Source organism: Rhodococcus zopfii NBRC 100606 = JCM 9919 (assembly GCF_001895025.1).
Taxonomy (GTDB): domain Bacteria; phylum Actinomycetota; class Actinomycetes; order Mycobacteriales; family Mycobacteriaceae; genus Rhodococcus; species Rhodococcus zopfii.
This window is the reverse complement of sequence record NZ_BCXI01000023.1, coordinates 95663-118071: the sequence shown is the minus strand read 5'-3', so window position 1 is coordinate 118071 and position 22409 is coordinate 95663. Positions and strand designations below refer to the sequence as shown.

17 protein-coding genes and 4 pseudogenes are annotated in these 22409 nt (G+C 67.3%); 7 read left to right on the top strand and 14 right to left on the bottom strand.

Going from position 1 to position 22409, the window contains the following annotated elements:
• The first annotated feature begins 50 nt into the window (after positions 1–50).
• Together RZ1_RS16170 and fdhD are read left to right on the top strand one after the other, a co-directional pair.
• The gene (locus RZ1_RS16170) at positions 51–2363 is read left to right on the top strand and encodes an FdhF/YdeP family oxidoreductase (RefSeq protein WP_083583729.1); all 2313 of its coding nucleotides are present in this window, start codon (positions 51–53) and stop codon (positions 2361–2363) included.
• Positions 2363–3194, top strand: a pseudogene (gene fdhD / locus RZ1_RS16165) (formate dehydrogenase accessory sulfurtransferase FdhD). The gene RZ1_RS16170 and the pseudogene fdhD overlap by 1 nt, the downstream one beginning before the upstream one ends.
• 144 nt (positions 3195–3338) lie before the next feature.
• On the opposite strand, the gene RZ1_RS16160 reads toward fdhD, so the two are convergent.
• From RZ1_RS16160 to RZ1_RS16135, 6 genes and pseudogenes are all read right to left on the bottom strand, one after another.
• Positions 3339–4127, bottom strand: coding sequence for an SDR family NAD(P)-dependent oxidoreductase (locus RZ1_RS16160; RefSeq protein ID WP_072813419.1), 789 nt, complete (start codon positions 4125–4127; stop codon positions 3339–3341).
• A 35-nt stretch (positions 4128–4162) separates the two neighbouring features.
• The gene (locus RZ1_RS16155) at positions 4163–4819 is read right to left on the bottom strand and encodes a PaaI family thioesterase (RefSeq protein WP_072813418.1); all 657 of its coding nucleotides are present in this window, start codon (positions 4817–4819) and stop codon (positions 4163–4165) included.
• A complete protein-coding gene (locus tag RZ1_RS16150) occupies positions 4816–5685 on the bottom strand; it encodes a MaoC/PaaZ C-terminal domain-containing protein (RefSeq protein ID WP_072813416.1) in 870 nt (289 codons plus the stop codon). Before RZ1_RS16150 ends, RZ1_RS16155 begins: the two co-directional genes overlap by 4 nt.
• Before the next feature lie 65 nt (positions 5686–5750).
• Entirely contained in the window at positions 5751–7937 is a 2187-nt protein-coding gene (locus tag RZ1_RS16145; protein ID WP_072813414.1) for an acyl-CoA dehydrogenase family protein, read from the bottom strand.
• 176 nt (positions 7938–8113) lie between these two features.
• Positions 8114–9277, bottom strand: coding sequence for a steroid 3-ketoacyl-CoA thiolase (locus RZ1_RS16140; protein ID WP_072813447.1), 1164 nt, complete (start codon positions 9275–9277; stop codon positions 8114–8116).
• Between the two features lie 191 nt (positions 9278–9468).
• A pseudogene (locus tag RZ1_RS16135) lies at positions 9469–9700 on the bottom strand (helix-turn-helix domain-containing protein); the annotation flags it as partial.
• Between the two features lie 419 nt (positions 9701–10119).
• Between RZ1_RS16135 and RZ1_RS16130 the strand changes: the two are divergent.
• Positions 10120–10800, top strand: a complete 681-nt coding sequence (locus tag RZ1_RS16130; RefSeq protein ID WP_072813412.1) for an SDR family oxidoreductase — start codon at positions 10120–10122, stop codon at positions 10798–10800.
• A 49-nt stretch (positions 10801–10849) separates the two neighbouring features.
• Here the strand turns inward: RZ1_RS16130 and RZ1_RS16125 are convergent, their stop codons facing one another.
• Together RZ1_RS16125 and RZ1_RS16120 are read right to left on the bottom strand one after the other, a co-directional pair.
• A complete protein-coding gene (locus tag RZ1_RS16125; RefSeq protein ID WP_072813411.1) occupies positions 10850–11950 on the bottom strand; it encodes an Rv3169 family protein in 1101 nt (366 codons plus the stop codon).
• A gap of 5 nt (positions 11951–11955) precedes the next feature.
• On the bottom strand, positions 11956–13101 hold the full coding sequence (locus RZ1_RS16120; protein WP_072813409.1) for a phosphotransferase family protein: 1146 nt from the start codon (positions 13099–13101) through the stop codon (positions 11956–11958).
• A gap of 508 nt (positions 13102–13609) precedes the next feature.
• Here RZ1_RS16120 and RZ1_RS16115 point away from each other — a divergent pair.
• Positions 13610–14242: a TetR/AcrR family transcriptional regulator gene (locus tag RZ1_RS16115; RefSeq protein WP_072813407.1), complete on the top strand. Its 633-nt coding sequence runs from the start codon at positions 13610–13612 to the stop codon at positions 14240–14242.
• A 29-nt stretch (positions 14243–14271) separates the two neighbouring features.
• Here the strand turns inward: RZ1_RS16115 and RZ1_RS16110 are convergent, their stop codons facing one another.
• Complete coding sequence (locus tag RZ1_RS16110; protein WP_072813406.1) at positions 14272–15864, bottom strand: acyl-CoA synthetase; 1593 nt, start codon at positions 15862–15864, stop codon at positions 14272–14274.
• A 191-nt stretch (positions 15865–16055) separates the two neighbouring features.
• On the opposite strand from RZ1_RS16110, the gene RZ1_RS16105 reads away from it, so the two are divergent.
• Positions 16056–16979 carry a 3-oxoacyl-ACP reductase gene (locus RZ1_RS16105; RefSeq protein ID WP_072813404.1) on the top strand — a complete coding sequence of 308 codons (924 nt, stop codon included), beginning with the start codon at positions 16056–16058 and terminating at the stop codon, positions 16977–16979.
• Positions 16980–17030: 51 nt separating this feature from the next.
• A complete protein-coding gene (locus RZ1_RS16100; RefSeq protein WP_072813403.1) occupies positions 17031–17777 on the top strand; it encodes an SDR family NAD(P)-dependent oxidoreductase in 747 nt (248 codons plus the stop codon).
• Between the two features lie 88 nt (positions 17778–17865).
• Here RZ1_RS16100 and RZ1_RS16095 read toward each other — a convergent pair.
• Positions 17866–18301: pseudogene (locus tag RZ1_RS16095) on the bottom strand (IS30 family transposase); the annotation flags it as partial.
• Between the two features lie 100 nt (positions 18302–18401).
• On the opposite strand from RZ1_RS16095, the pseudogene RZ1_RS16090 reads away from it, so the two are divergent.
• Positions 18402–18872 (top strand): annotated as a pseudogene (locus RZ1_RS16090) (AMP-binding enzyme); the annotation flags it as partial.
• A 42-nt stretch (positions 18873–18914) separates the two neighbouring features.
• Here RZ1_RS16090 and RZ1_RS16085 read toward each other — a convergent pair.
• From RZ1_RS16085 to RZ1_RS16065, 4 genes are all read right to left on the bottom strand, one after another.
• Positions 18915–19454: a TetR/AcrR family transcriptional regulator gene (locus RZ1_RS16085; RefSeq protein ID WP_238071744.1), complete on the bottom strand. Its 540-nt coding sequence runs from the start codon at positions 19452–19454 to the stop codon at positions 18915–18917.
• 59 nt (positions 19455–19513) lie between these two features.
• A complete protein-coding gene (locus RZ1_RS16080) occupies positions 19514–20659 on the bottom strand; it encodes a saccharopine dehydrogenase family protein (RefSeq protein ID WP_244899341.1) in 1146 nt (381 codons plus the stop codon).
• A gap of 98 nt (positions 20660–20757) precedes the next feature.
• Positions 20758–21565 (bottom strand): IS5 family transposase gene (locus RZ1_RS16075; protein ID WP_139281864.1). Its coding sequence is split into 2 segments (ribosomal slippage): positions 20758–21226 and positions 21225–21565, totalling 810 coding nucleotides; the frame shifts between segments, so codons are not numbered across the junction.
• Between the two features lie 188 nt (positions 21566–21753).
• Positions 21754–22398, bottom strand: coding sequence for a TetR/AcrR family transcriptional regulator (locus tag RZ1_RS16065; protein WP_072813398.1), 645 nt, complete (start codon positions 22396–22398; stop codon positions 21754–21756).
• Positions 22399–22409 lie beyond the last annotated feature (11 nt).

Genomic DNA, 22409 nt, shown 5'->3' with positions numbered 1-22409 from the left:
GTTAAGGGCTCGACTGGCCGAACGAACATGACGCGGGTCACTATGGACTCATGACGAGACGCGCGCCCGTGGACGACATCGACGAATCGACGCTCGAGGTCGCCGCGGCGAAGGACCACGCCGCCGGGGTGCCGGCGGTTCTGGTCTCGCTGCAGCGCGCGTATGCGCAGATGGGCGCGGTGCGCACCCTCTCGACCCTGACCCGCCTCAATCAACGCCACGGATTCGACTGCCCCGGCTGCGCGTGGCCGGAGACCCCCGGTCACCGCAAGCCCGCCGAGTTCTGCGAGAACGGCGCGAAAGCGGTCGCCGAAGAAGCGACCCTGCGCACGGTGACACCGGAGTTCTTCGCGCAGCACTCCGTCGACGACCTGGCCGGCAGGACCGACTACTGGCTCGGCCAGCAGGGCCGGATCACCCATCCGATGGTGCTGCGACCCGGTGGCAGCCACTACGAGCCGATCTCCTGGGACGCGGCGTTCGAGCTGATCGCCGACGAACTGCGCACGTTCCCCTCGCCCGACGACGCCGTCTTCTACACCTCGGGCCGCACCAGCAACGAAGCCGCGTTCCTCTACCAGTTGCTCATCCGCAGCTACGGCACCAACAACATGCCGGACTGTTCCAACATGTGCCACGAATCGTCCGGTAGCGCACTCATCGACGCGATCGGTATCGGCAAGGGCTCGGTGTCGGTACCCGACCTCGAACAGGCCGACCTGATCCTCGTCGCGGGACAGAATCCGGGCACCAACCATCCGCGGATGCTGTCGACGCTCGAGAAGGCGAAGAACAACGGCGCAAAGATCATCGCGATCAACCCGCTGCCCGAGGCCGGGCTGCGCCGGTTCAAGGATCCGCAGAAGATCCACGGCGTGCTCGGGCACGGCGTCGACATCGCCGACGAATTCCTGCAGATACGGCTCGGCGGCGACATGGCCCTGTTCCAAGGCCTCGGCCGGCTCCTGTTCGAGGCCGACGACGCCGCGCCCGGCACCGTTGTGGACCGCGCGTTCGTCGACCGCTACTGTGCCGGTTTCGACGACTACGAAAGGCACATCCGCGCAGTCGATCTCGACGAGGTCCTGGAAGCCACCGGCCTCACCGAGCAGCAGTTGCGCGCCACCGCGGCGGATCTCGTCGCATCGCGGGGTACGGTGATCTGCTGGGCGATGGGCCTGACCCAGCACACCCACGCGGTCGCGACGATCGCCGAAGCCGTGAACGTGCTGCTCGTGCGCGGCATGATCGGCAAGCCCGGCGCCGGGGTGTGCCCGGTGCGTGGCCACTCGAACGTGCAGGGCGACCGCACCATGGGCATCTGGGAGAAGATGCCCGAGTGGTTCCTCGCCGCGCTCGACACCGAGTTCGGGATCGTCAGTCCGCGCCGGCACGGCTACGACACCGTCGACGCGATCCGGGCGATGCGCGACGGTCGTGCGTCGTTCTTCATGGCGATGGGCGGCAACTTCGTCTCCGCGACCCCGGACACCGCCGCCACCGAAGCCGCGCTGCGCAACTGCGCGTTCACGGTCCAGGTGTCGACCAAGCTCAATCGCAGCCACGTCGTGCACGGCCGCACGGCGCTGATCCTGCCGACTCTCGGACGCACCGACCTCGACGTGCAGGCAAGCGGCAAACAGATGGTGTCAGTGGAGGATTCGATGTCTATGGTGCACCTCTCGCGCGGCCGCCTGCACCCGGTCTCCGAGCACCTGCGCAGCGAGGTCGCGATCGTCTGCGGTCTCGCACGCGAACTGTTCGGCCCGGAACATCCGGTGCGCTGGAACGCATTCGAAGGGAACTACGACCTGATCCGTGATTCGATCGCGCGGGTCGTGCCGGGTTGCGAGGACTACAACACACGGATACGCCGACCGGACGGCTTCCAGCTACCGCATCCGCCGCGCGACGCGCGGGAATTCACCACCCGCACCGGCAAGGCCAACTTCGCGGTCAACCCGCTCGAATGGGTCCCGACGCCGCCCGGGCGGGTGATCCTGCAGACGCTGCGCAGCCACGACCAGTACAACACCACCATCTACGGGCTCGACGACCGCTATCGCGGCGTCAGCAACGGACGCAAGGTGATCTTCCTGCACCCGGAGGATGTCGTCGAACTCGGATTCGCCGACGGGGATCTCGTCGACCTCGTGTCGGAGTGGACAGCGCCGGACGGGACCGTCGAGGAACGGCGCGTCCACGGCTTCCGCATCGTGCCGTACAGCACGCCGCGAGGCAACGCCGCCGCCTACTACCCCGAGACGAACCCCCTGGTGCCGCTCGATCACGTCGCCGCAAAGTCGAACACCCCGGTGTCCAAGGCGATCACCGTCCGTTTGGAGAAGGCGGGGCGAGACTGATGGGCCGTGTCACCGCACGGCGGCCGGTCCTGCGGATCACCCCCGGAGGGACAGATCCGCCGACCCGACACACTCGCCGTCGAGGAACCTCTCGAGATCCGCCTCGACGGACGGCCGCTGACGGTCACCATGCGCACGCCCGGGCACGACGTCGAACTCGCACACGGCTTCCTGCTCGCCGAAGGCATCATCGGCCACCGTGACGACGTGCTCGCCGTGCGGTACTGCAACGGCGTCGACGACAGCGGCGCCAACACATACAACGTGCTCGACGTCGCCCTCGCCGACGGTGTCGTCGTCCCGGACGGCGCCGGCGCCCGGAACTTCGTGACCTCGTCGGCGTGCGGGGTGTGCGGGAAGGAGTCGCTGGACCAGGTCCGTACCCGAACCCGATTCCCGCTCCCGGCGGACGGGCCCGCGGTCACCGTCGACGCGCTGACATCGATGCCCGACGCCCTGCGGGAACGGCAGAAGATCTTCGACACCACCGGTGGGCTGCACGCTGCCGGGTTGTTCACCCCCGACGGGGTGCTGCTCGCGGTGCGGGAGGACGTCGGGCGGCACAACGCTGTCGACAAGGTGCTCGGCTGGGCGCTGACCGAGAGGCGGGTACCGCTCGGGGACACGGTGCTCATTGTCAGCGGCCGGGCGTCGTTCGAACTCGCCCAGAAGGCGGTCATGGCCGGGGTGCGGATGCTCGGGGCGGTGTCCGCGCCGTCGTCGCTGGCGGTGGATCTCGCGGCCGACGCCGGTCTGACGCTCGTCGGGTTCCTGCGCGGCGGAACCATGAACGTCTACACCGGCGCCGACCGCATCAAGAGCGGCGGCTGACGGGCTGCGCCGAGGGTCGCCGGACGTGCCCGCGGCCGTCGGCCGTTACCGCCCGCCCGTCTCCGAGCGAACGACACACCCGATCGATCCAAGGAGACGAACGGTACATTCGCTCCGAGAGAGCCGGGTCGGGAAGAGACCGCGTCAGTCGACCTCCGGCGCCCACTGCACGCCGTTGATGTGCGCACCACCGTCGACGAACAGTGTGTTGCCGGTCAAATAGCGACTGTCGTCGCTCGCGAGAAACGCTGCGACGGTGCCGATGTCGTCGAGCGGGTCACCGATCCGGCCCATGGGGTTCGCCGCGGCCTGCGCCGCCGCCATCTGCGGGTTGGCCTCCGCGACGCGCTGGTACGCGGCGCTCTGCGCACCCGGACAGATCACGTTGCAGCACACCTGCTTCGGCGCCCACTCGCGGGCGGCGGTGCGGGTCATGCTGCGCAGCGCCTCCTTCGCGGCGTTATAGGCCACCGAATACATGTGGGCGTTGACGCCGTTGAGACTGCACAGATTGATCACTCGGCCGGTACCGTGCTCGAGCAGCGCCGGATATGCACGCTGCATCGCCCAGAACGCTGCCATCACCGCCATGTCGAACCCGGCCTGCATGCTCTCCTCGGCCGTCTTCTCCAGCCGCGCGAATCCCAATCCGCGCCAGGCGTTGTTGACGAGGACATCGAGCCGTCCGAATTCCCGCGTCGCGGTATCGACCATCGCGTGCACCTGCTCACGGTCGGTGACGTCGGTGCGCACGAATGTCGCCCGCACACCCCACTCGTCGGTGAGCCAGCGCGCGGTGCCGGCCCCGGCCTGCTCGTCGACCTCCGCGACCAGCACGTTCGCGCCCTCACGCGCCAACGCACCCGCGATGCCCCGACCGATTCCCATACCGGCGCCGGTAACGATCGCCACCCGCCCGTTCAGTTTGCCCATGATGGGCACCTCCTTCGTCGGCGCCGCCCGCGTCGTCAGCGGGGGCGCGGAATGGTCTTGTCGACGAACAACGCTTCGACGGACACGCACACCGTGCCGTCGGCGGTCCTGATGTCGCCGACGGTGTTGATCTTTCGGCCGTCCTGGGCCACGAGTCGGCCGCTCACCGTGAGCGGCTCGAACAGCGGCGTCGGGCGGTGGTACCGGACGTTGAGCTGAGCGGTCGCGCCACTGCGGCCGGCCCACGCGTTCGCGACCCCGAGCGTGTGATCGAGCAGGAGCGCAGACACTCCGCCGTGTACGTGCCCGGGCGGGCCCTGATACGGGAACGTCAACGTGACGACACCCTCGACCGAGCCGTCGTCGCGGCCGGCGAGCACCAGCGGCGGGGCGACGGCGTTCTCCGGACCGGCAACGGGATCGTGCCGGGTCACACCCTCGCCGTGCCACATGTCGATCAGCCGTTCCGCGACCTCGGGGGCGTGCTCCTCGAGGTGCTCGGCGATGCTGTCGAGTTCCTCCGCCACCCGCTCGAGATTCGCGTTGGACCGGTCCGTCCGCAGCAGAGCGTTCACGACGCGCCGGGCCGCGGCGGTCGCCCTGTCCACCGGGATGTCCTGGGGTGCCGACGTCAGGACTGTGCCGTCCGGGGCCCTCCCGACGGTGGGATGCGTATCCGGGTCGATCTTCATCGGACCTCCATTACTGCGTGGGTGAGAACCGGTTGCCCGTCCCGTTCGGGGCAGGTGGCCAGCAGGGTCAGGCGATTGCCGTCGCGCCAGACGGCGGTCTCGAGGGTCTCGCCGGGGTACAGCGACCCGGCGAACCGCACCGAGAAAGACTGCATCCGATCCGGATCCCCGTCCAGAAGGCCGTCGACGACGGCCTTGCAGACGATTCCGTAGGACGCGAGCCCGTGCAGGATCGGCCGGTCGAAACCGGCCGTCGTCGCGAACTCCGGGTCGGCGTGCAGCGGGTTCAGGTCGCCGCTGAGCCGGTACACGAGTGCCTGCTGCGGGCCGGTCGGCGACACCAGGACCTTGTCGGCGGCCCGCTCGGGCACCGCACTCGACACGTCGGGTCCGGCGACGCCGCCGAAGCCGCCCTCGCCGCGCGCCCAGATCTGCATACTGTTGGTCCACAACGGGTTTCCCTCGTCGTCGACGGCCGACTGCTCGAGCACGATGACCGCGGCCTTGCCCTTGTCCCACACGTCGGCCACCCGCGACGAGATCGTCGCGGTGCCGGCCGCCGGGATGGGGGCGTGCAGTGCCAGCGACTGTCCACCGTGCAGAATCCGGCGCAGGTCGATGTCGATACCCGGCAGGTTCATCCCGGCCGGTTTCGTCTCACCCGCCGAGACGCCCTGCCCCGCGACCATCGCGAACGTGGGCAGTACCCGCAGGTTCTTCTCGTACACCCAGCCCAGCTCGGCCGGATCCAGCGAGTTCACGCCCGCCCCGAGACCGAGGTGGTAGAGGATGACGTCACGCTCGGTCCAGGTGGCCTCGCGGACGGTCGGTGCAGCAGCCAATGCCGCGTTCACATCGATCGGCATGGCGCTACGACTCCTTCGCCGACGTTCCGGACGGGTATTGCTCCACGCGGTTCACGGATGCTCCCTCACCTGCCGGGTTCGGGATCGCGCGGCAGACCGAGGATCCGCTCGCCGATGATGTTGAGCTGGACGTTCGTGGTTCCGCCCGCGATGGACAGGCACTGTGCGTTGAGGAACATCTGTGTCGCGGACCGGCGGTCCTGCTCGCCGAGCAGCGACGCCGGGCCGGCCCATTCCATCGCGACCTCCCACACCTGCTGGACGTGCTCGACGCCGAGCAGCTTGGCGATCGACGACTCCGCGCCGGGTTGCGCACCGGTCAGCGATCGCAGCGTCGCCCGCAGCCCCATGAGTCCACCGGACTGCGCGTCGCACAGCACCTTCCCGAGGACGGTGAGCTGTTCGTCGTCGAAGCCGGGGGTCGTTTTCGCGAGCGAGAGCAGCGTTTCTCCGCCGGCCCCGAGCGACGAGTCGTTGGACAGCGACACCCGCTCGTTCGCCAGGGTCGTCCGAGCGAGTTTCCAGCCGTCGCCGGGCTCGCCGACGAGACAGTCGTCCGGGACGAACACATCGTCGAGGAACACCTCGTTGAACAGTGCCTCGCCGGTGATCTCGCGGAGCGGTCGGATGTCGAGGCCCGGGGTGTTCCTGATGTCGATCAGGAAGTACGACAGGCCCTTGTGCTTGGCGACGTCGGAGTCGGTGCGGGCCAGGCAGATACCCCAGTCGGCCACCCTGGCCATTGACGTCCACACCTTCTGGCCCTGCAGCTTCCAGCCGCCGTCGACCTTGGTGGCCTTGGTGGACAGGCCCGCGAGGTCGGAGCCGGCGCCCGGTTCGGAGAACAGCTGGCACCAGACGATGTCTCCGCGCAGCGATCCGGGCACGAACCGTTCGAGCTGCTCGTCACTGCCGTGCGCGATGAGCGTGGGCACTACCCAGTTCCCGATGATCATGTCGTGCGGTTCGAGCTCCGCGGCACGCAGCTCCTCGGCGATCACGAGCTGGGTGACCGGATCGGCGCTCTTGCCCCAGGGTGCGGGCAGATGCGGTGCAGTGTAACCCTTCTCGGCAAGGTATACCTTACGATCGGCACCGACGAGTTCGGACGCGTGTGCGAGTTCTGCACGAACGTCGGCGCGAATCTGCTCGGCCTCGGCCGGCAGATCGATCCCGAGGACGCGGCGGGCGCCGCCGAGGGTGAGGGCCGCGACCCGGCGCTTCCAGGATGCGGTGGAGCCCAGCAGGATCCGCAGCGACTGGGCGCGCCGCAGATACAGGTGGGCGTCGTGCTCCCACGTGTAGCCGATGCCACCGAGGACCTGGATACAGTCCGTCGTCACCCGGAACGCAGCCTCGGGCGCCACGGCTGCGGCGACCGCGGCAGCCAGCGCCGCCTCGCCGGCCGGGACGCCCTCGCCCTGGGCACGCGCGGCATCCCACGCGGTGACGCGGGCCTGCTCGGTCCGGCTCAGCATGCGGGCGGCCTGGTGCTTGACGCCCTGGAACTGGCCGATGACCCGCCCGAACTGCTGACGCACGCGCGCATAATCGGCGGCGGTCGTGGTGGCCCAGTCGCACAGGCCGGCCGCTTCCGCCGCGAAGAGCGTCGCGGCGAAGTCGAGGACCCGCCGCGAATCGAGGCTGAGCACGTCACTGGTGGCGAGCGGCAGGCCGTCGACCTCGACCTCGGCGTTGCGTCGCACCACGTCGTAGCTGGGCAGATCGCGAACGACCAGCCGGTCGCGGTGCAGAGCGACGAACGCGAGCTCACCGTCGTCGGCGGCGGCGAGCAGGAACACGTCGCCGATCTGGCCACCGAGCACTTGACTCGACGTGCCGGACAGGGTGGCGGTATCACCGTCGCGGGTGATGCGCAGACGACCGGGCTGCAGGGACACCGCGCCGGACAACGAGCCGTCGGCCAGTCCCGCGAGATCGTCGGTGCGCCCGGCGGCGTTCAGTACGGCGGAGACGATCACGGTCGGCAGGAACGGACCCGGCACCATCGCGCGACCGAGTTCCTCTGCGACGATCCCGGTTTCGAGGAGGGAGAAACCGGCACCGCCGACCTCTTCCGGCAGGTGCAGGCCGAGCATGCCGAGTTCGGCGAGCGAATCCCAGTACTGCGGTCGCGTCTCGGTCTTCGCCTCGACGGCCTCGCGGATCACCGCGGGGGTTGAATGGCGCGCGGCCCATCCGCGTACGGAATCGCGGAGTTCGCGGTCCTCGTCACTCAGTCCAATGGTCATGAACGGGTCCTTCGGTTGGAAGCATAGGAAAGGTTCGCCACCCCCGTTCTTTCCGAGCGAATGTATCGTTCGATCGATCCAAGGAGACGAGCGATACATTCGCTCGGACCCGGGGCGGGGTTCCCCCGGACGCAGGTGCGGGGGTGGCGGGACAGCGCAGGTACGGGCAGGACGGTCTAGATGCGCTCGATGATCGTGGCGGTGGACAATGCCCCGCCCGCGCACATGGTGACCAGGGCGGTGGAGCGGTCCGAGCGCTCGAGTTCGTGCAGGGCGCTGGTGATGAGCCGGGCGCCAGTGGAGCCGACCGGGTGCCCCAGCGCGATGGCACCACCGTTGACGTTGACCTTGCCCATGTCGGCGTCGAGCACCTGAGCCCACGACAGTACGACCGACGCGAACGCCTCGTTGATCTCGACGATGTCGATGTCCGACAACGACATGCCCGTGCGGTCGAGCACGGCGCGGGTGGAGTCGATCGGGCCGTCGAGGTGGTAGTACGGGTCGGCGCCGATCAGGGTGGACGCGAGGATCCGGGCCCGCGGCTGCAGTCCGGCCTCGCGCGCCTTCTCCTCGCTCATCAGCAGCACCGCGGCCGCGCCGTCGCTGACCTGCGACGAGTTGCCAGCTGTGTGAATGCCGCCCTCGATCACCGGCTTCAGGCCGGCCAGACCCTCGGGGGTGGTCTCGCGCAGACCGCCGTCACGGGTGACGGTCGCGACCTCACCGGTGGGTTCGCCTTCCTTGGTGACGACGGGCGCGACCACCGGGACGATCTCGCGGTCGAAGCGGCCTTCGCTCCAGGCGACCGCGGCGCGCCGCTGGGATTCGAGCCCGAGGGCGTCGACGTCGGCGCGCGTGATCCCGCGGTGGGCGGCGATCCGTTCGGCTGAGGTGAACTGGTCGCCCATATCGACGGACCAGTCGTCCGGGTAGGGGCTACCGGTGCCGGGCGTGTTGGCCTGACCGAGGAACACCCTGCTCATCACCTCGACGCCGCAGCCGATTCCGGCGTCGATCTGCCCGGAGGCGATGAGCCCGGCGACCATATGGACGGCTTGCTGCGACGACCCGCACGCGCAGTCGATGGTGGTGGCCGCGGTCCGGTACGGGAGGCCGGCGTGCAGCCATGCCTGGCGGGTCACGTTGTTGGACTGCTCCCCCGCCTGGGTCACTGCCCCACCGACAAGCTGGCCGATCCGGTCGGCGGGCAGGCCCGTCCGGTCTACGACCGCCTTCTGGGCGGCGCCCAGCAACACCGCCGGATGAACTCCGGACAGTTGACCACGACGACGGCCGATCGGCGTCCGCGCGGCCTCGACGACAACGACATTGCTCAAGTCCACTCCTCATTCCGGATGCTGGAATTGATTCTATTTCTCTGGTGACCCCACTCCCCCTGCTCATCTCACCGAGCGGGACCACGCCGGTCTGGACACGGGACCGGGAATCGAGGGGCGCCCGTTGAGGGCTGATCGGACGAGCCCGAACCACAACGCCACCACGACCGGTGCGCGAGCGAGAGAGCCGTGCGCTCGATCCGGTCGACCATCACCGCGACGAACAGGTGCGCCTCGGAAGGGAAACAGCGGTACAGGGTGCCGATCGCGACGCCGGCGAGCTTCGCTACCTCGTGCATCCGGACACGTTCGGGGTCGTTCTCGGCACCCAGGTACGCCGCCGCCTTCAGGATGCGGCCGTGCCGCGCGCGGCTCCGCCGAACCGGGTTCGGCGGCGTCTCGTGCCGACGCAATTCTCGGCATCGTCCGCCCCGTCGTTCCGTCCACCCCGGACGAAGATCGAACGCTCGGTGTCGCACCGTCGACGACGGATGATCGAGTCGATTCCGGTCAGGGAGAACCACCCGCAACGGGTCACAGAGGTGCGCGAGATCGCCTGTAGCACTGGATAAATTGCCTTTCAGCCAACAACCTTCGAGTGCTACGGTATCCACACTCGATTCGGCTTCGGTCCGTGATCGACGATCTGGGCCGGGACTGTCGACCGGCGCCCGCAACTATCACAAGGAGCACCTCCATGCCCGACTTCTCCGGCAAGACCGTCGTCGTCACCGGCTGCTCGTCCGGTGTCGGCGCTGCCGCCGTCACCAAGCTCACAGCCCAGGGCGCCACCGTGATCGGCGTCGACCGGGTCGCGACCACCCGACCCCGCGGTCTCCCGCATGGTGGTGGGCGATCTGTCGACGCACGCCGGTGTCCTCGCGATCGCCGAGCAGATCGCCGGCCCGATCGACTCGCTCATCAACAACGCGGGTGTCGCCGCGACACTGCCGTGGCGCACCGTCCTGTCGATCAACGCCCTCGCCCCCCGTGACCTGACACGGGCGCTGCAGCCGAAGTTCACCTCCGACGCCACCGTCGTCACGACCGCGTCCCAGGCCGGGTTCATGTGGCAGCAGCACTACGACATGCTCAACGACTTCCTCGGGATCGACGACTGGGACGCCGCACTCGACTCCTTCGCGGACCATCCGGGCATCGAAGGCGCGTGCTACAGCCTCTCCAAGGAAGCCGCGATCATCTGGTCCGGCAATCTCGCCGTTGAAGGCAAGGCGACCGGGCTGCGCTCGAACAGCGTCTCTCCCGGCACGATCGGCACGCCGCTCCTGAAGGACTTCACCGCGACGATGGGCGCGGAAACCATCGACGGGGCCGCGGCGTGGGCCGGCCGGCACGGTCGCGCCGAGGAGATCGCCGATGCCCTGCTGTTCCTCGCGTCGTCCGAGTCCACCTGGATCAGCGGCGCGGATCTTCCCGTCGACGGCGGCTTCGGCGCGTACGTACATCGCACGTTCATCGCGCCGGCGCTGTCCGCGATGGCCGCGCAGACGTCGGAAAACTGACGAGACGACAAGGGGCGGTGCGGCGAGCGTGCCGCCGCACTGCCCCTTCTCACGGAGCCATATCCAGCCAGCCGGTGAAGCCGGACGGATCATGGCGTCCCATAACCGCGTGCTCGAACATGCCCCAGCCCACCCGACCGTCGATCGTCGCCTTCGCGATGTGGTCGATGGTGGAGAACGGAAGCCGGGCGAGGAAGTCCTGGCTCGCGGTGTCCACGACGGACAACGACGACCAGTTCTCGCCCTTCCACTCACCGTGCGTCCACTCCGGGTCGCCGCTGTAGCCGGCGCCGTGGCTGAGCGAGATGAATCCCAGGTTCTCGATGTCCACGACGAGCGGCTCGCCCTTCGGCGTGGTCAGGTGCAGGCGCGCCGACTCGGGGTGGCGGGTTCCGCTGCGATAGTTCACCTCGACCCGGGGCCATCCGAGTTGCTCGACGCGGCCGTCGGCGAAGACCCGGGTGGCGTGGTTGAGGGTGCGGTGACCGTCCTGCGACTCCTGCACGATGACCATCAGCGCGAAGTCGTCGAAGCGCAGCGGCACGTATGTCCAGTAGTGGCCGCCTCGGTTCTCGTAGGTCCAGCGTCCCTGCGGATCCGGCTCGCCGACCGGACGGATGCCCCACGAGCGGTCGCGCGTGCCCATCCACGTGTGGGGGTCGAGGGTGACGTCCTTGCCCTGTACGGCCAGGGTGCCGGACCAGCTCCCGACCTGCGCGAAGCGGGACGCGTCGAGAATCGGGCGCGGGCTCGACATGAGGATGTGCGCTTCCTCGAGTACAGCCGGAAACGAACCGTCCCAGGTGATGTCGCACGAGAGTTGCTCGTGCTCGCAGATCACGCGGATCTTCTGCAGCGGCTCGATGACCTCGAGGCGGTAGCCGCCGACCTTGCTCTCCATCGAGCGCTCTCCGAGCGCGTCCGAGAAGCGCACCGCGACCTGCGAGTCGCCGTGCCGCACGGTGACGAACGCATCGACGACACTCAGGTTCGGATAGACACCGAAGCCGGAGATCAGGAAGATGTCGCCGGTACGGTCGTGAGCGTTGAAATAGTTGCGGTCGTAGAAGTTCCGGTCCGTGGACGACACGCGACCCAGCGACAGCGGCGCCTGGTGCACGGGGTACTCGTCGAGCTGAACGGGTTTCATCTGTGCTACTTCTCCCAGTCGTAGGAATCGTCGATCAACTGCGCGAGCATTGCCTGATGGAGCACCAGGTGATCGGGGTCGGCGGGGAACTCCATCTCGCCGAAATGGACGCGACGGCGCATGATCTGAGACATCACGATGCCGTGGCGCAGTGCGGCGTACACGAGGTAGAAGTCGAGGTCACGGACTTCGACTCCGGAGATCTTCTCGTACTCGGCCACGACGTCCGAGCGCCGGAGGAATCCGGGCAGACCTGGCATTGAGAACTGGTCGGCGATGTCCTGGAACATGCGGTGGAAGAAGATGAACCAGCCCAGGTCCAGTTCCCGCGGGGCGAGCGCCGCCGACTCCCAGTCGAGGACCGCGCCGGCGTCGGTGCCTCTGTACAGAATGTTGCCGATACGCGCGTCGCCCCAGCACAGCACGTCCTCGGACGGGTCGGCCGGCCAGTTGGTCTCGAGCCACTCGAATGCGCGCTCCAGCACGGGAATACGCAGTCCGTCCTCACGGCGGGTCCACTCGTAGTATGCACGCTCGTTCTCGACGTGCCGGCGCAGGCTCGACACTCCGGCGGGAGCGACCATCGCGGGCAGCTTGGACGCGGGTTCGGTGATCGCGTGGATGTCCGCGAGAACCTTCACGCTCGTGCTCTGCACGGCCCTGCGGGTGTCGTCGTCGGCGTCGAGCAACCAGCCGGTGAAAACGTACGGCGGGTTGTCCACGGGCACTACACCTTCGGCGCGGTCCATGACGAGGAACGGCCGGCCCAGCACATCGGCGGAGGTCTCGACCCAGCGCACGTTCGGCACCGGGATGTCGCTACTGTCGCGGACGGCGGTCATGACATCGAACTGACGCTGCAGGTCGTAGCTGGGGAACACCGGGTACGCGTCTGCCTCGGGAGCGAGCCGCGCGACGAGCTGCGCGCTCTGTTCCTGGCCGTTCTTCGACCAGTCGAGGTCGAACAGGACCGAAATGCTGGACATTCCGGAGTGTTCCGGGCGATTCAGGTTGTACACGCGCGGCGACGCGTCGGCTTCGAGACGGTCTCCGAGCCAGCCCTCGAGCTGTTCGCGCAGCTCGCCCAGATCAGTCTCCGTGGTCTTGATGTCCTGCTCCGCGCCTTCAGGCACCACACTCTCGGCGGTCATGCCCGTACCTCCAGTTTCTTGAACGAATCGGGCCCGTGGCGGCACGCTGCAGTGTCAGGGACCTTTCCGCGTCGCGTGCCCGGGCGTTCGGATGAGAGCCGAGATCGTGCCGGATCTCGCGCTGTGAGCGTCGTGGTGGATCCACTCTGCGATGTGGGTCACACTGCGGATCCAGAACGAAGTACAGCAGCGGGATCCACTCGAAGTCAATACGATCTCCAAGGTTTTTGGAATCCGTTCTACCGCTTGACCTGCACAAAGACGCCCACGGCCGACACCGCGGTGCCGGACCTGCGAGCGGTTCGACCCGACGACGTCGTGAGTGCCCTGCCCGATCTCGTTACCCCCATTGCCGGCCCCCGGGATAAAGATAGACGCCAGTCCAACTTTTTGGAACCCGTTCTACGGATTTCCCGCCCATCCGCCCACCTTCTACGCTGACAACGACTCCGCGCCTCGCCCACGCATTCAACCGACGAGACGCCCGACACTGAAAGTTGCGGAAAAGATGAGCGAGCCCCCGGCCCTCGGTCGCCGCGAGCGCAACAAGCTGCAGACCCGCCGGCGCATGCTGGACGCAGCCAGACGACTGTTCGCCGAACGCGGCGTCGCCGGCTCGACGATCGAGGACATCGCCGATCTCGCCGGTGTCTCACGCGCAACGGTTTTCAACTACTTCCCCAGCAAGGACGATCTGATCACGGCACTGCACGCGAGCCACATGGACGCGTTGACAACCCTGGTCGACGAACTGCTCGCGAAGGACCTCACGACCGCGGAACGAATCGCGGGCGTCTTCGCCGACTTCGCGCGTGAATCGCGCCGGTACCCCGGATACATGCGCGCGGTCACCGGCGAAATCGAACGGGATCTCGCCACACCCGACACCAGCCGCGAACGCACCCAGCGGTTCGACGATCAGATGCTGCGCCTCATCGAGCCCGGCACCGAACACGGCGAGGTCCGCACCGACTATCCCCTGCCGTTCCTCGCGCAGATGGTCGGAGCCGTGTACGTCTCGACGATGCGGCACTGGCGGCAGAACCCTGACGACGACGGCACCGAGAACTTCGACCGGGCAGCACGATTCGCTGCCGACACCCTCCTCCCCGGCGGCCCGTCCGGGCGCGGTCGCGGATAGCGCACCCACGACCGCGCCCGGCGATCGGTCTACTTCTCGGCTTCGAGAGTGGCCCTGGCCCAGCGGTAGTCGGCCTTGCCTGCGGGCGAGCGCACGATAGTGTCGACGCCGACAACCATGCGCGGAGCCTTGTAGCGGGCGATCCGGCCGGCGACGTGGGCGATGAGGTCGTCGAGTTCGGGCACCTCATGGCCCTCGCGCGGCTGCACCACGGCTCCGACGCGTTGCCCGTAGCGTTCATCCTCGACTCCCGCGACGAGCACGTCCATCACGGACGGATGGCTCTTGATCGCCATCTCCACTTCTTCCGGGTACACCTTCTCCCCGCCCGTATTGATGCACATCGAGCCGCGGCCGAGCAGCACGATCGTGCCGTCCTCCTCGACACTCGCCATGTCGCCGAGGATCGACATCCGCACGCCGTCGACGACGGGGAACGTTGCCGCGGTCTTCTCCGGGTCACCCCAGTAGCCGAGCGGCACGTGCCCGGCACGGGCGATGTAGCCGATCTCGCCGGATCCCGGTTCGATCGGTCGCATACGCTCGTCGACGACCTTGACGGTCGGCTTCGCGGCGATACGCATCCGGCCGTCCTCGCCGATCGAGAGATCGCCGTCGATCCCGGACTCGGACGATCCGAATCCGTCGCGCACCATGACGTTCGGCAGCAACGAGACGAGCTGTTCGCGCACGTTCTTGGAGAACAGCGCGCCGCCGGAACCGACGACGAACAGGGAGCTCAGGTCGTATTCCGAGCCGTGCTCGGCGATCGCGTCGGCGAGCGGGCGGGCCATCGCGTCGCCGACGATGGTCATCGTCATCACGCGCTCGCGTTCGATGAGCGAGAGCATCTCCTTCGCGTCGAATGCCGGCACCACGACCTGCGAGACGCCGAGGCAGAAGGCACTGAACATGCTGTACATCGCGGCGCCGTGGATCAGCGGCGCGGTCAGCATCCAGGTCATCTCCGGCATGTTCGCGGCCTGCGTCGCGACCGACGCGATGTCGGAGTGAGGATCGCCCATCGGATTGCCGCCTGACAGGGCCGCGTGGAAGAAGTCCTCGGCGCGCCACATCACGCCCTTGGGCATGCCGGTGGTGCCACCGGTGTAGATGATGAATTGATCGTCGCCGCTGCGCGGCGCGAAGTCGCGTTCGTCGGACTGTACGGCGACAGCCTCGTGGAAGTCGGCGGTGGTGACTGTTCCCCAGTCCGCGTCGGCGGCCGCTCCCACGGTGACGACGTGCCGGATCGTCGGCGTGCGCGGCAGTACGACGGCAGTGGTGGTCGCGAACTCGCCGTCGGCAATGAGGGCGGCGAGTTCGGCATTGGCGAACAGATAGGCCAGCTCGGCGTCGACATAGCGGTAGTTGATGTTGATAGGGACAGCCCTGATCTTCAGAATCGCCAGGAGCGATTCGACGAACTCGGTGCTGTTGCGCATGTACAGACCGACGTGGTCACCCGCGACGACCCCCGCACCGGCCAGATGGTGAGCGAGCCGATTGGCACCGGCATCGAGTTCGCGGTAGGTGAGTCGGCCGTTCCCGCAGATGATCGCGGTGCGATCGGGGACGGCGTCGGCGATGGCTTCGTACAAGTCCGCCAAGTTCAGCGACATCGAGATTCCTTCTGACGCAGTGGTAGTAAACCGTCGCGATACGGTGACACCCGCAGCCCGAGTGATTTCGGCCACTCCCGGCCAGTGGGACAGCCGCCGACCGGCCATCCCACCCACCCCACAAGCTAGAACCAATACCAGTTCCGTCGCGGCGTCGTCTCGCCCCGACGCAACCACACAGGAGAGATCTCATGGGTGAATCAGTCAGCCTGACCGGCCGCACCGCCGTCGTTACCGGCGCCGGCGCCGGCCTCGGCCGCGCCGAGGCCGTCGCACTCGCCGCCGCCGGCGCCGCGGTCGTCGTCAATGACATGGGGCAGGCCGCGCACGACGTCGCTGATGAGATCACCGCCGCCGGCGGGCAGGCCATCGCCGTCACCGGCGACGTCTCCGACTGGTCACTCGGCGGCCGCCTCGTCGACGAGGCCGTGAGCAGGTTCGGCTCCCTCGATATCCTGGTCAACAACGCGGGCATCCTGCGCGACAAGATGATCTTCAACCTGACCGAGTCCGACTGGGACGACGTGATCCGTGTCCACCTCAAGGGCCACGCCGCCACCTCGCACGCCGCTGCCGTGCACTGGCGCAACGCGAGTAAGGCCGCCGGCGCCCCCGTCTACGGCCGCGTCGTCAATACCTCCTCCGAGGCGTTCCTGTTCGGGTCCGCCGGACAGCCGAACTACTCGGCGGCCAAGGCGGGCATCACCGCACTGACCCTGTCCACCGCGCAGGGCCTTGCCCGCTACGGTGTGACCGCGAACGCGATCTGCCCGCGCGCCCGGACCGCGATGACCGCCGCCACGTTCGGCGAGAACGAGGCCGCGACCGGCGGACTCGACGCCCTGGCCCCCGAGCGCGTCGCGACCCTGGTGTCCTACCTGGCCTCCCCCGCTTCCCACGAGATCACCGGCCAGGTCTTCGTCGTGTACGGCAAGATGGTCGCGCTCATGGCGTCCCCGAAGGTCGAGAACCGTTTCGACGCAGCAGGATCCGAGTTCACGGTGGACGAACTCGACGAGCAGCTGTCGAGCTACTTCACCGGGCGCGGCAGGTACGAGACGTACTCGGCGTACAGCGTGGCCGAACTGGAGAAGCCCGCACTCGCCATCGACTGACGGGAGGCACCAGACCTGACCGGGCGGAAGACGACAGAGGAGGAGTGTGACATGAGGCTTGCGGGTAAAGTTGCGATCGTCACCGGTGGTGCCGGCGGAATCGGCCGTGGCATCGTCCGCGCGTTCACCAAGGAGGGCGCGAAGGTGTTGTCCGTCGACATCGACGACGCCTCCGGCTCGGCGCTCGAAGCCGAACTCGGCAGCAACACAGTCCGATTCGTGAACGCGGACATTTCCGAGGAGGCGAGTGCCGACAGGATCGTCGCGGCAGCGGTCGACGCGTTCGGGAAGGTGGACGTGCTCGTCAACAACGCGCACGCGTCCAAGCAGGCACCCCTGCTCGAGACCACGCAGGAAATGCTCGACCTGTCGTTCGGCACGGGGTTCTACCCGACGTTCCGGCTGATGAAGGCCGCCCACGCTCAACTGGCCGCGAACCGGGGCTCGGTGATCAACTTCGCGTCCGGGGCCGGCATCGAGGGCAACGTGACGCAAAGCTCCTATGCGGCGGCGAAGGAGGCGATCCGCGCGATCAGCCGGGTGGCGGCCAACGAATGGGCCGCCGACGATATCAACGTCAACGTCATCTCCCCACTGGCGCTCACCGAGGGTGTGCGGGCGTACATCGAGGCGAACCCCGGTGTCGAGCAGGCACTGCTGTCGAAGACTCCACTGCGCCGGTTCGGCGACCCGGAGTCGGACATCGGCCGGGTCGCGGTGTTCCTCGCGAGCGACGATGCCTCCTACATGACCGGTCAGACGCTGATGGTCGACGGTGGCAGCATCAAACTGCGCTGAGCGCCGAGCACCGGACTTCAGGAACGACCACGGCCCCCGGCGTCGGCGGATTCTAGGGGTCCCGATGGTTTAGACGACTGTCACCAGATCACGCAGAACGCTCGGCTGGAGTTCTCCAGCCGAGCGTTCTGCGTGGCCGGCTGTTGAGGCGTTGCGCGACGAGTTCGAGGTCCTCGGCGCTGTGCACCGACAGGTCCGTTCCTTTCGGGAAGTACTGCTGCAAAAGACCATTGGTGTTCTCGTTGGAACCGCGTCGCCAGGGCGAGAGCGGATCACAGAAGTAGACCGGCGCATCGGTGGCGACGGTGAACTGTCTGCGAGCAGACTTCTCGCACCCCTGATCCCAGGTGAACGATCCCCGCAGATGCTCCGGCGGGGAACCGATCAGCGGAATGAGGACATTCCGGACCTCCTCGGCGGCGTGCCCCGCCGGGCAGATGCCCGAGCAACACGTATCGGGTCGAGCGCTCCACCAACGTCACAATGGCCGAGGCCGAGCGGGTTCCGACGATCAGGTCACCTTCCTTACGTTGTAGCGGTGGGCGATATCAGGGTCCGGACGTAGGGTCTTGATCGCTCTCCTTGGGACAGCGGGCATGGCTGAGGTCTCCCTGCCGCAGCGACGGCTCACTGTGGGTCAAGGGGCCGAATGTGATGACCGGGTATCTGGGGAACGAGGAAGCGACGCGGGAAACGATCGATGACGACGGGTTCCTCCATACCGGCGATATCGCCGTGGTCGATTCCGAGCCGTTCGTCTACATCGTCGACCGGCTCAAGGAGCTCATCAAGTACAAGGGCTACCAAGTGCCGCCGGCCGAGCTCGAGGCAGTCCTGCTGGCCCATCCCGTGATCGCCGACGCCGCCGTGATCGGAGTAGCGGACGAGGCGGGCGAGGCGGGCGAGAAGGTTCCGAAGGCGTTCGTCGTGAGACTGCCCGGCAGCGAACTCACAGAGGACGCGGTGATGCACTTCGTGGCCGAGCAGGTCGCACCACACAAGAAGGTGCGTCGAGTGCAGTTCATTGATGTGATCCCGAAATCGACTGCGGGAAAGATCCTCCGAAAGGACCTTCGGGCGTCCCACAGCGGTTGAATTTCGTGCTGCTCCCGGGCGACAACAGCGCGCCCGGGAGTCTCACGAACCGTGCACCAATGCGACTGCGGACCTGACGATCTCGCTGCGCGAGTCCGCCGAGCCTTCGATGCCGATGCTCGAGTGAACAACGGCGGCGCCTTCGAGGAGGCTGACGACGGCCGCTGCGACGGCCGAGCACCGTGGCCTGTCGAGCTCGGGGCGAACACAGGACACGAGGTCGGTGATGTGACCGACGTACTGGGTGTAGAAGTCGCGAACGACCGCAGCTGTTGCTTTGTCGCTGACCGCAATCCCCCAGATCTCCATGAACATCCGCACGCATGAGGGATCATCGTGCTCCGCGAGCAGGGTATGGAACAACCGCGCCGTTTCCGACTCTGTCAGAGTCACCTCTGTGTCGACCTCGTCAACGAACTTCGTTGCTGCAGAAACCCGCTCGAGCGAGCGTTGCAGTGCCCGTTCGAGCACCGCGCGGATGAGGTCTGCTCGTGTCGGGTAGTAGTGCTGGAGGTGGCCGAGACGCACATCCGCCGCCGCCGCGAAGTCACGCATGGATGCGTTGGCATTGCCGACGCTCATGAGGACACGTTCGGCAGAATCCAACAGTTCAGCTTGCCTTTTGGCGCCTTTCCTCGAAGTCACTCCCTCAACACTTCCACTCCGTAGTCGTCCAGCGATCGTAGGACGGAGATCGGATCGGGATGCAGCTCGGGGTAGGTGACGCCGGCTGGCGCCGCTGGATCGAGGACCCTCCGCAATCCGAGGTAGCCGCCGAGCGCAGTCAGGTGGGCCTGGCCGCGGGGGTCGACGATTGTCGCCGACGTTCTTCCGCCCTTGCCGTCGACATCGATCCGAACCCGCGCGCTCCCTCCTTCACCGGGCGCGTACAGAAACGCCCTGCGGACCGAGGTCCACCGATCCCCGCGCCCCCAGCGGAACAGACCTACTTTCTTCACGGCGAGCAGGGCTGTGGTGGCCAAGCCCGAACTGAAGCCGATGCGAGTCGACACAGTGTCGATACCCAGGGTCGTCGGCAGAGTGAACTGTTCCGGAGTGTCGATGCGAGCCACCTTGGTGGGCAATCCTGCAATATTCACTGTTCGCGGGTCCGTCAATGGCGTCACCGTGACCGGACGTCCCGACTGCCGAACCTCGTAGTCATCGCCGAGCCGATCCATGAAGTCGACCGAGTCGGCTCCTGCCGAATCCGCCATGTCCCATCGAACCGCGATATCGACCGACGTGGCGTCTCCGTCGCGTTCGGCGATCAAGGCCGCAACAACGAGACTGGTGACACCCCCCATCCACGCCGACGAGAAGAGCGTTGGGGCGCTCGGCCCCACCACTGCAGCGGTCGCTGCCGCACGCGTCATACGACTGGTCCATCTCGTGATGTCGACGTACGGAATGCCCTCCCGCGCTGCTGCTTCGAGTACCCGATCGTTCGGGTCGTTGACCGCGCCAATTACCGCACGAACGCCAGCGGAGAACGGCGTCGGATCTGAGAGGTCCCAGCGCCGCACCGCGGCGCCGTACCTGTCCGCCAGTTCCGCGCCGTTCTCCGGGGTGCGCCCGGTCAGTAGCAGCGGCCATTGTGCTGCACCGAGTTCGGTGAGTGCCGATCCCACCGTGCCGTATCCCCCGACGATCAGTACCGGACCGCCGTTGTCTCTCACAAGTTGGTCATCCATGGAACCCAACTCTAGGTCGAACGACCTAGAGTTGGCAAAGTGTCGCCCTGGGCGATCCGAGTCCGCCACCACGCATGCCGGGCGCCGGAACACCGACTGCGCAGTACAATCCGGTGTGACGCTGGCAGTTCGTTGCGACGGGTCGCCAACGGCTGGTGGGCACGGCGCGCCCCGTGCAGTAACTGACGGTTTCAGAATGATCTCCGCAGTCGTCTCAAACAGATGATGCCGCAAGCGAGTTCGAGCAGACCCTGATGCCGGTCCGCTCGTACCTCGGAACGTGTTCGTAGGCGCTTGAATTGATGCAACCAAGCGAAGGTCCTCTCGACGACCCAGCGGACCTTGCCGAGCCCAGAGCCATGCACGGCACCCCGGCGGGCGATCATCGGTGTGATCCCTTTCCCACGAAGCAGGTTCCGGTACTTGTCGTAGTCGTATCCTCGGTCGGCGAACAACCGGCGGGGCCGGTTCCGTGGCCGCCCCCGACGGCCTCGAATGCGTGGGATCGCCTCGACGAGCGGCATCAGTTGAGTGACATCGTGGCGGTTTCCGCCGGTCAGCGACACCGCAAGAGGGGTTCCGTGCCGGTCGACGATCACACGGTGCTTACTGCCGGTGCGACCCCGGTCCACTGGCGAGGGCCCGGTGTGATCCCCCCTTGAGGGCCCGCACGTGCGAACCGTCCACGGCGACGTCGTCCATCTCGAGCAACCCGGCGGCGCGCAGCTCCGCGAGCAGCATCTCGTGCAGCCGCGGCCACACCCCGGCCTCGGTCCACTCCCGCAACCTGCGCCAACAGGTCACGCCGCTGCACCCGATCTTCTCTGCCGGCACATCACGCCAGGCGACATTGGTCCGCAGAACGAACATGATGCCGGCCAGCGCGACCCGGTCGTCGACCGGCTTGCGCCCCGGGAACCGGTACCGACGGGCAGATCTCGGCGGAAGCAGCGGAGCTACCCGCTCCCACAGATCGTCAGGGACAAGATCAACAGGCACTCTCGACACGGTGCCCGAAACCGTCCCAGAACGCCCTCAACCACGCCGAACTCATTCTGAAACGATCAGTAAGTGCGCGGCAACCGCCAGAGCTGACGACCAAACATCGCAAGCCACGCCGCACGTAGCGAAACGCCCTGGACGATATGGAGTGACGCACGATCTGTCGTGAGCTCGCTCCATATCGTCTAGGTGTCGAGCGGCGCCGACAGCGCCGGGAACCAGATGTCGGTGAGCACCTCGGCGGCCTGCTCGCGGGTGACGTCGATCGTGCCCTGCAGCGCCCAGCGGGTGAAGAACCGTTCGAGCTGGGCAACCAGCAGCCCGACGCGCAGCCGGGCCTCGTCCTGTCGCTCCTCCGGCCAGCTCGCCAGGTACTGCGTCATCGCATTGGGCAGCGCCAGTATCCCCTCACGCGAGGTCTCCCGGAAGTCCGGTTCGAGCGCCACCGCCTCGTCCCAGGCCGGCAGCATCTGCTTGTGCTCGTCGAACCAGTCGATGGCGCGATTGACCCAGGCCGTGAACTCGGTCCGGGACCGGGAGTCGAGCACCCGGTCCAGGTCCTGATAGAACGCCAGCGCGCTCGGCGCCATCTTCTCGGCGCTGATCACCCGCAGGATCTCCAGTTTGCTGGGGAAGTGCAGGTAGAACGTGGCACGGCTGCAGCCAACCGCCGCCGCGATGTCGTCGACGGTGACCGCCGCGTAGCCCTGCGTGGCGAACAGCTCACGCGCGGACTCCACGAGCTTCGCGCGGGTCGCGCGCTTCTGCTCCTCACGCAGTGTGCTGCGCCTTCCCTTGCCATCGCCGGTTGCCGTGCTCACCTTCACCACCCTGGTCCACG

Coding starts and splice junctions, on each gene's coding strand:
- RZ1_RS16170 (WP_083583729.1), top strand. CDS start 51: ATGACGAGACGCGCGCCCGTGGACGACATCGACGAATCGACGCTCGAG.
- RZ1_RS16160 (WP_072813419.1), bottom strand. CDS start 4,127: ATGGGCAAACTGAACGGGCGGGTGGCGATCGTTACCGGCGCCGGTATG.
- RZ1_RS16155 (WP_072813418.1), bottom strand. CDS start 4,819: ATGAAGATCGACCCGGATACGCATCCCACCGTCGGGAGGGCCCCGGAC.
- RZ1_RS16150 (WP_072813416.1), bottom strand. CDS start 5,685: ATGCCGATCGATGTGAACGCGGCATTGGCTGCTGCACCGACCGTCCGC.
- RZ1_RS16145 (WP_072813414.1), bottom strand. CDS start 7,937: ATGACCATTGGACTGAGTGACGAGGACCGCGAACTCCGCGATTCCGTA.
- RZ1_RS16130 (WP_072813412.1), top strand. CDS start 10,120: ATGGTGGTGGGCGATCTGTCGACGCACGCCGGTGTCCTCGCGATCGCC.
- RZ1_RS16125 (WP_072813411.1), bottom strand. CDS start 11,950: ATGAAACCCGTTCAGCTCGACGAGTACCCCGTGCACCAGGCGCCGCTG.
- RZ1_RS16120 (WP_072813409.1), bottom strand. CDS start 13,101: ATGACCGCCGAGAGTGTGGTGCCTGAAGGCGCGGAGCAGGACATCAAG.
- RZ1_RS16115 (WP_072813407.1), top strand. CDS start 13,610: ATGAGCGAGCCCCCGGCCCTCGGTCGCCGCGAGCGCAACAAGCTGCAG.
- RZ1_RS16110 (WP_072813406.1), bottom strand. CDS start 15,864: ATGTCGCTGAACTTGGCGGACTTGTACGAAGCCATCGCCGACGCCGTC.
- RZ1_RS16105 (WP_072813404.1), top strand. CDS start 16,056: ATGGGTGAATCAGTCAGCCTGACCGGCCGCACCGCCGTCGTTACCGGC.
- RZ1_RS16100 (WP_072813403.1), top strand. CDS start 17,031: ATGAGGCTTGCGGGTAAAGTTGCGATCGTCACCGGTGGTGCCGGCGGA.
- RZ1_RS16085 (WP_238071744.1), bottom strand. CDS start 19,454: ATGAGCGTCGGCAATGCCAACGCATCCATGCGTGACTTCGCGGCGGCG.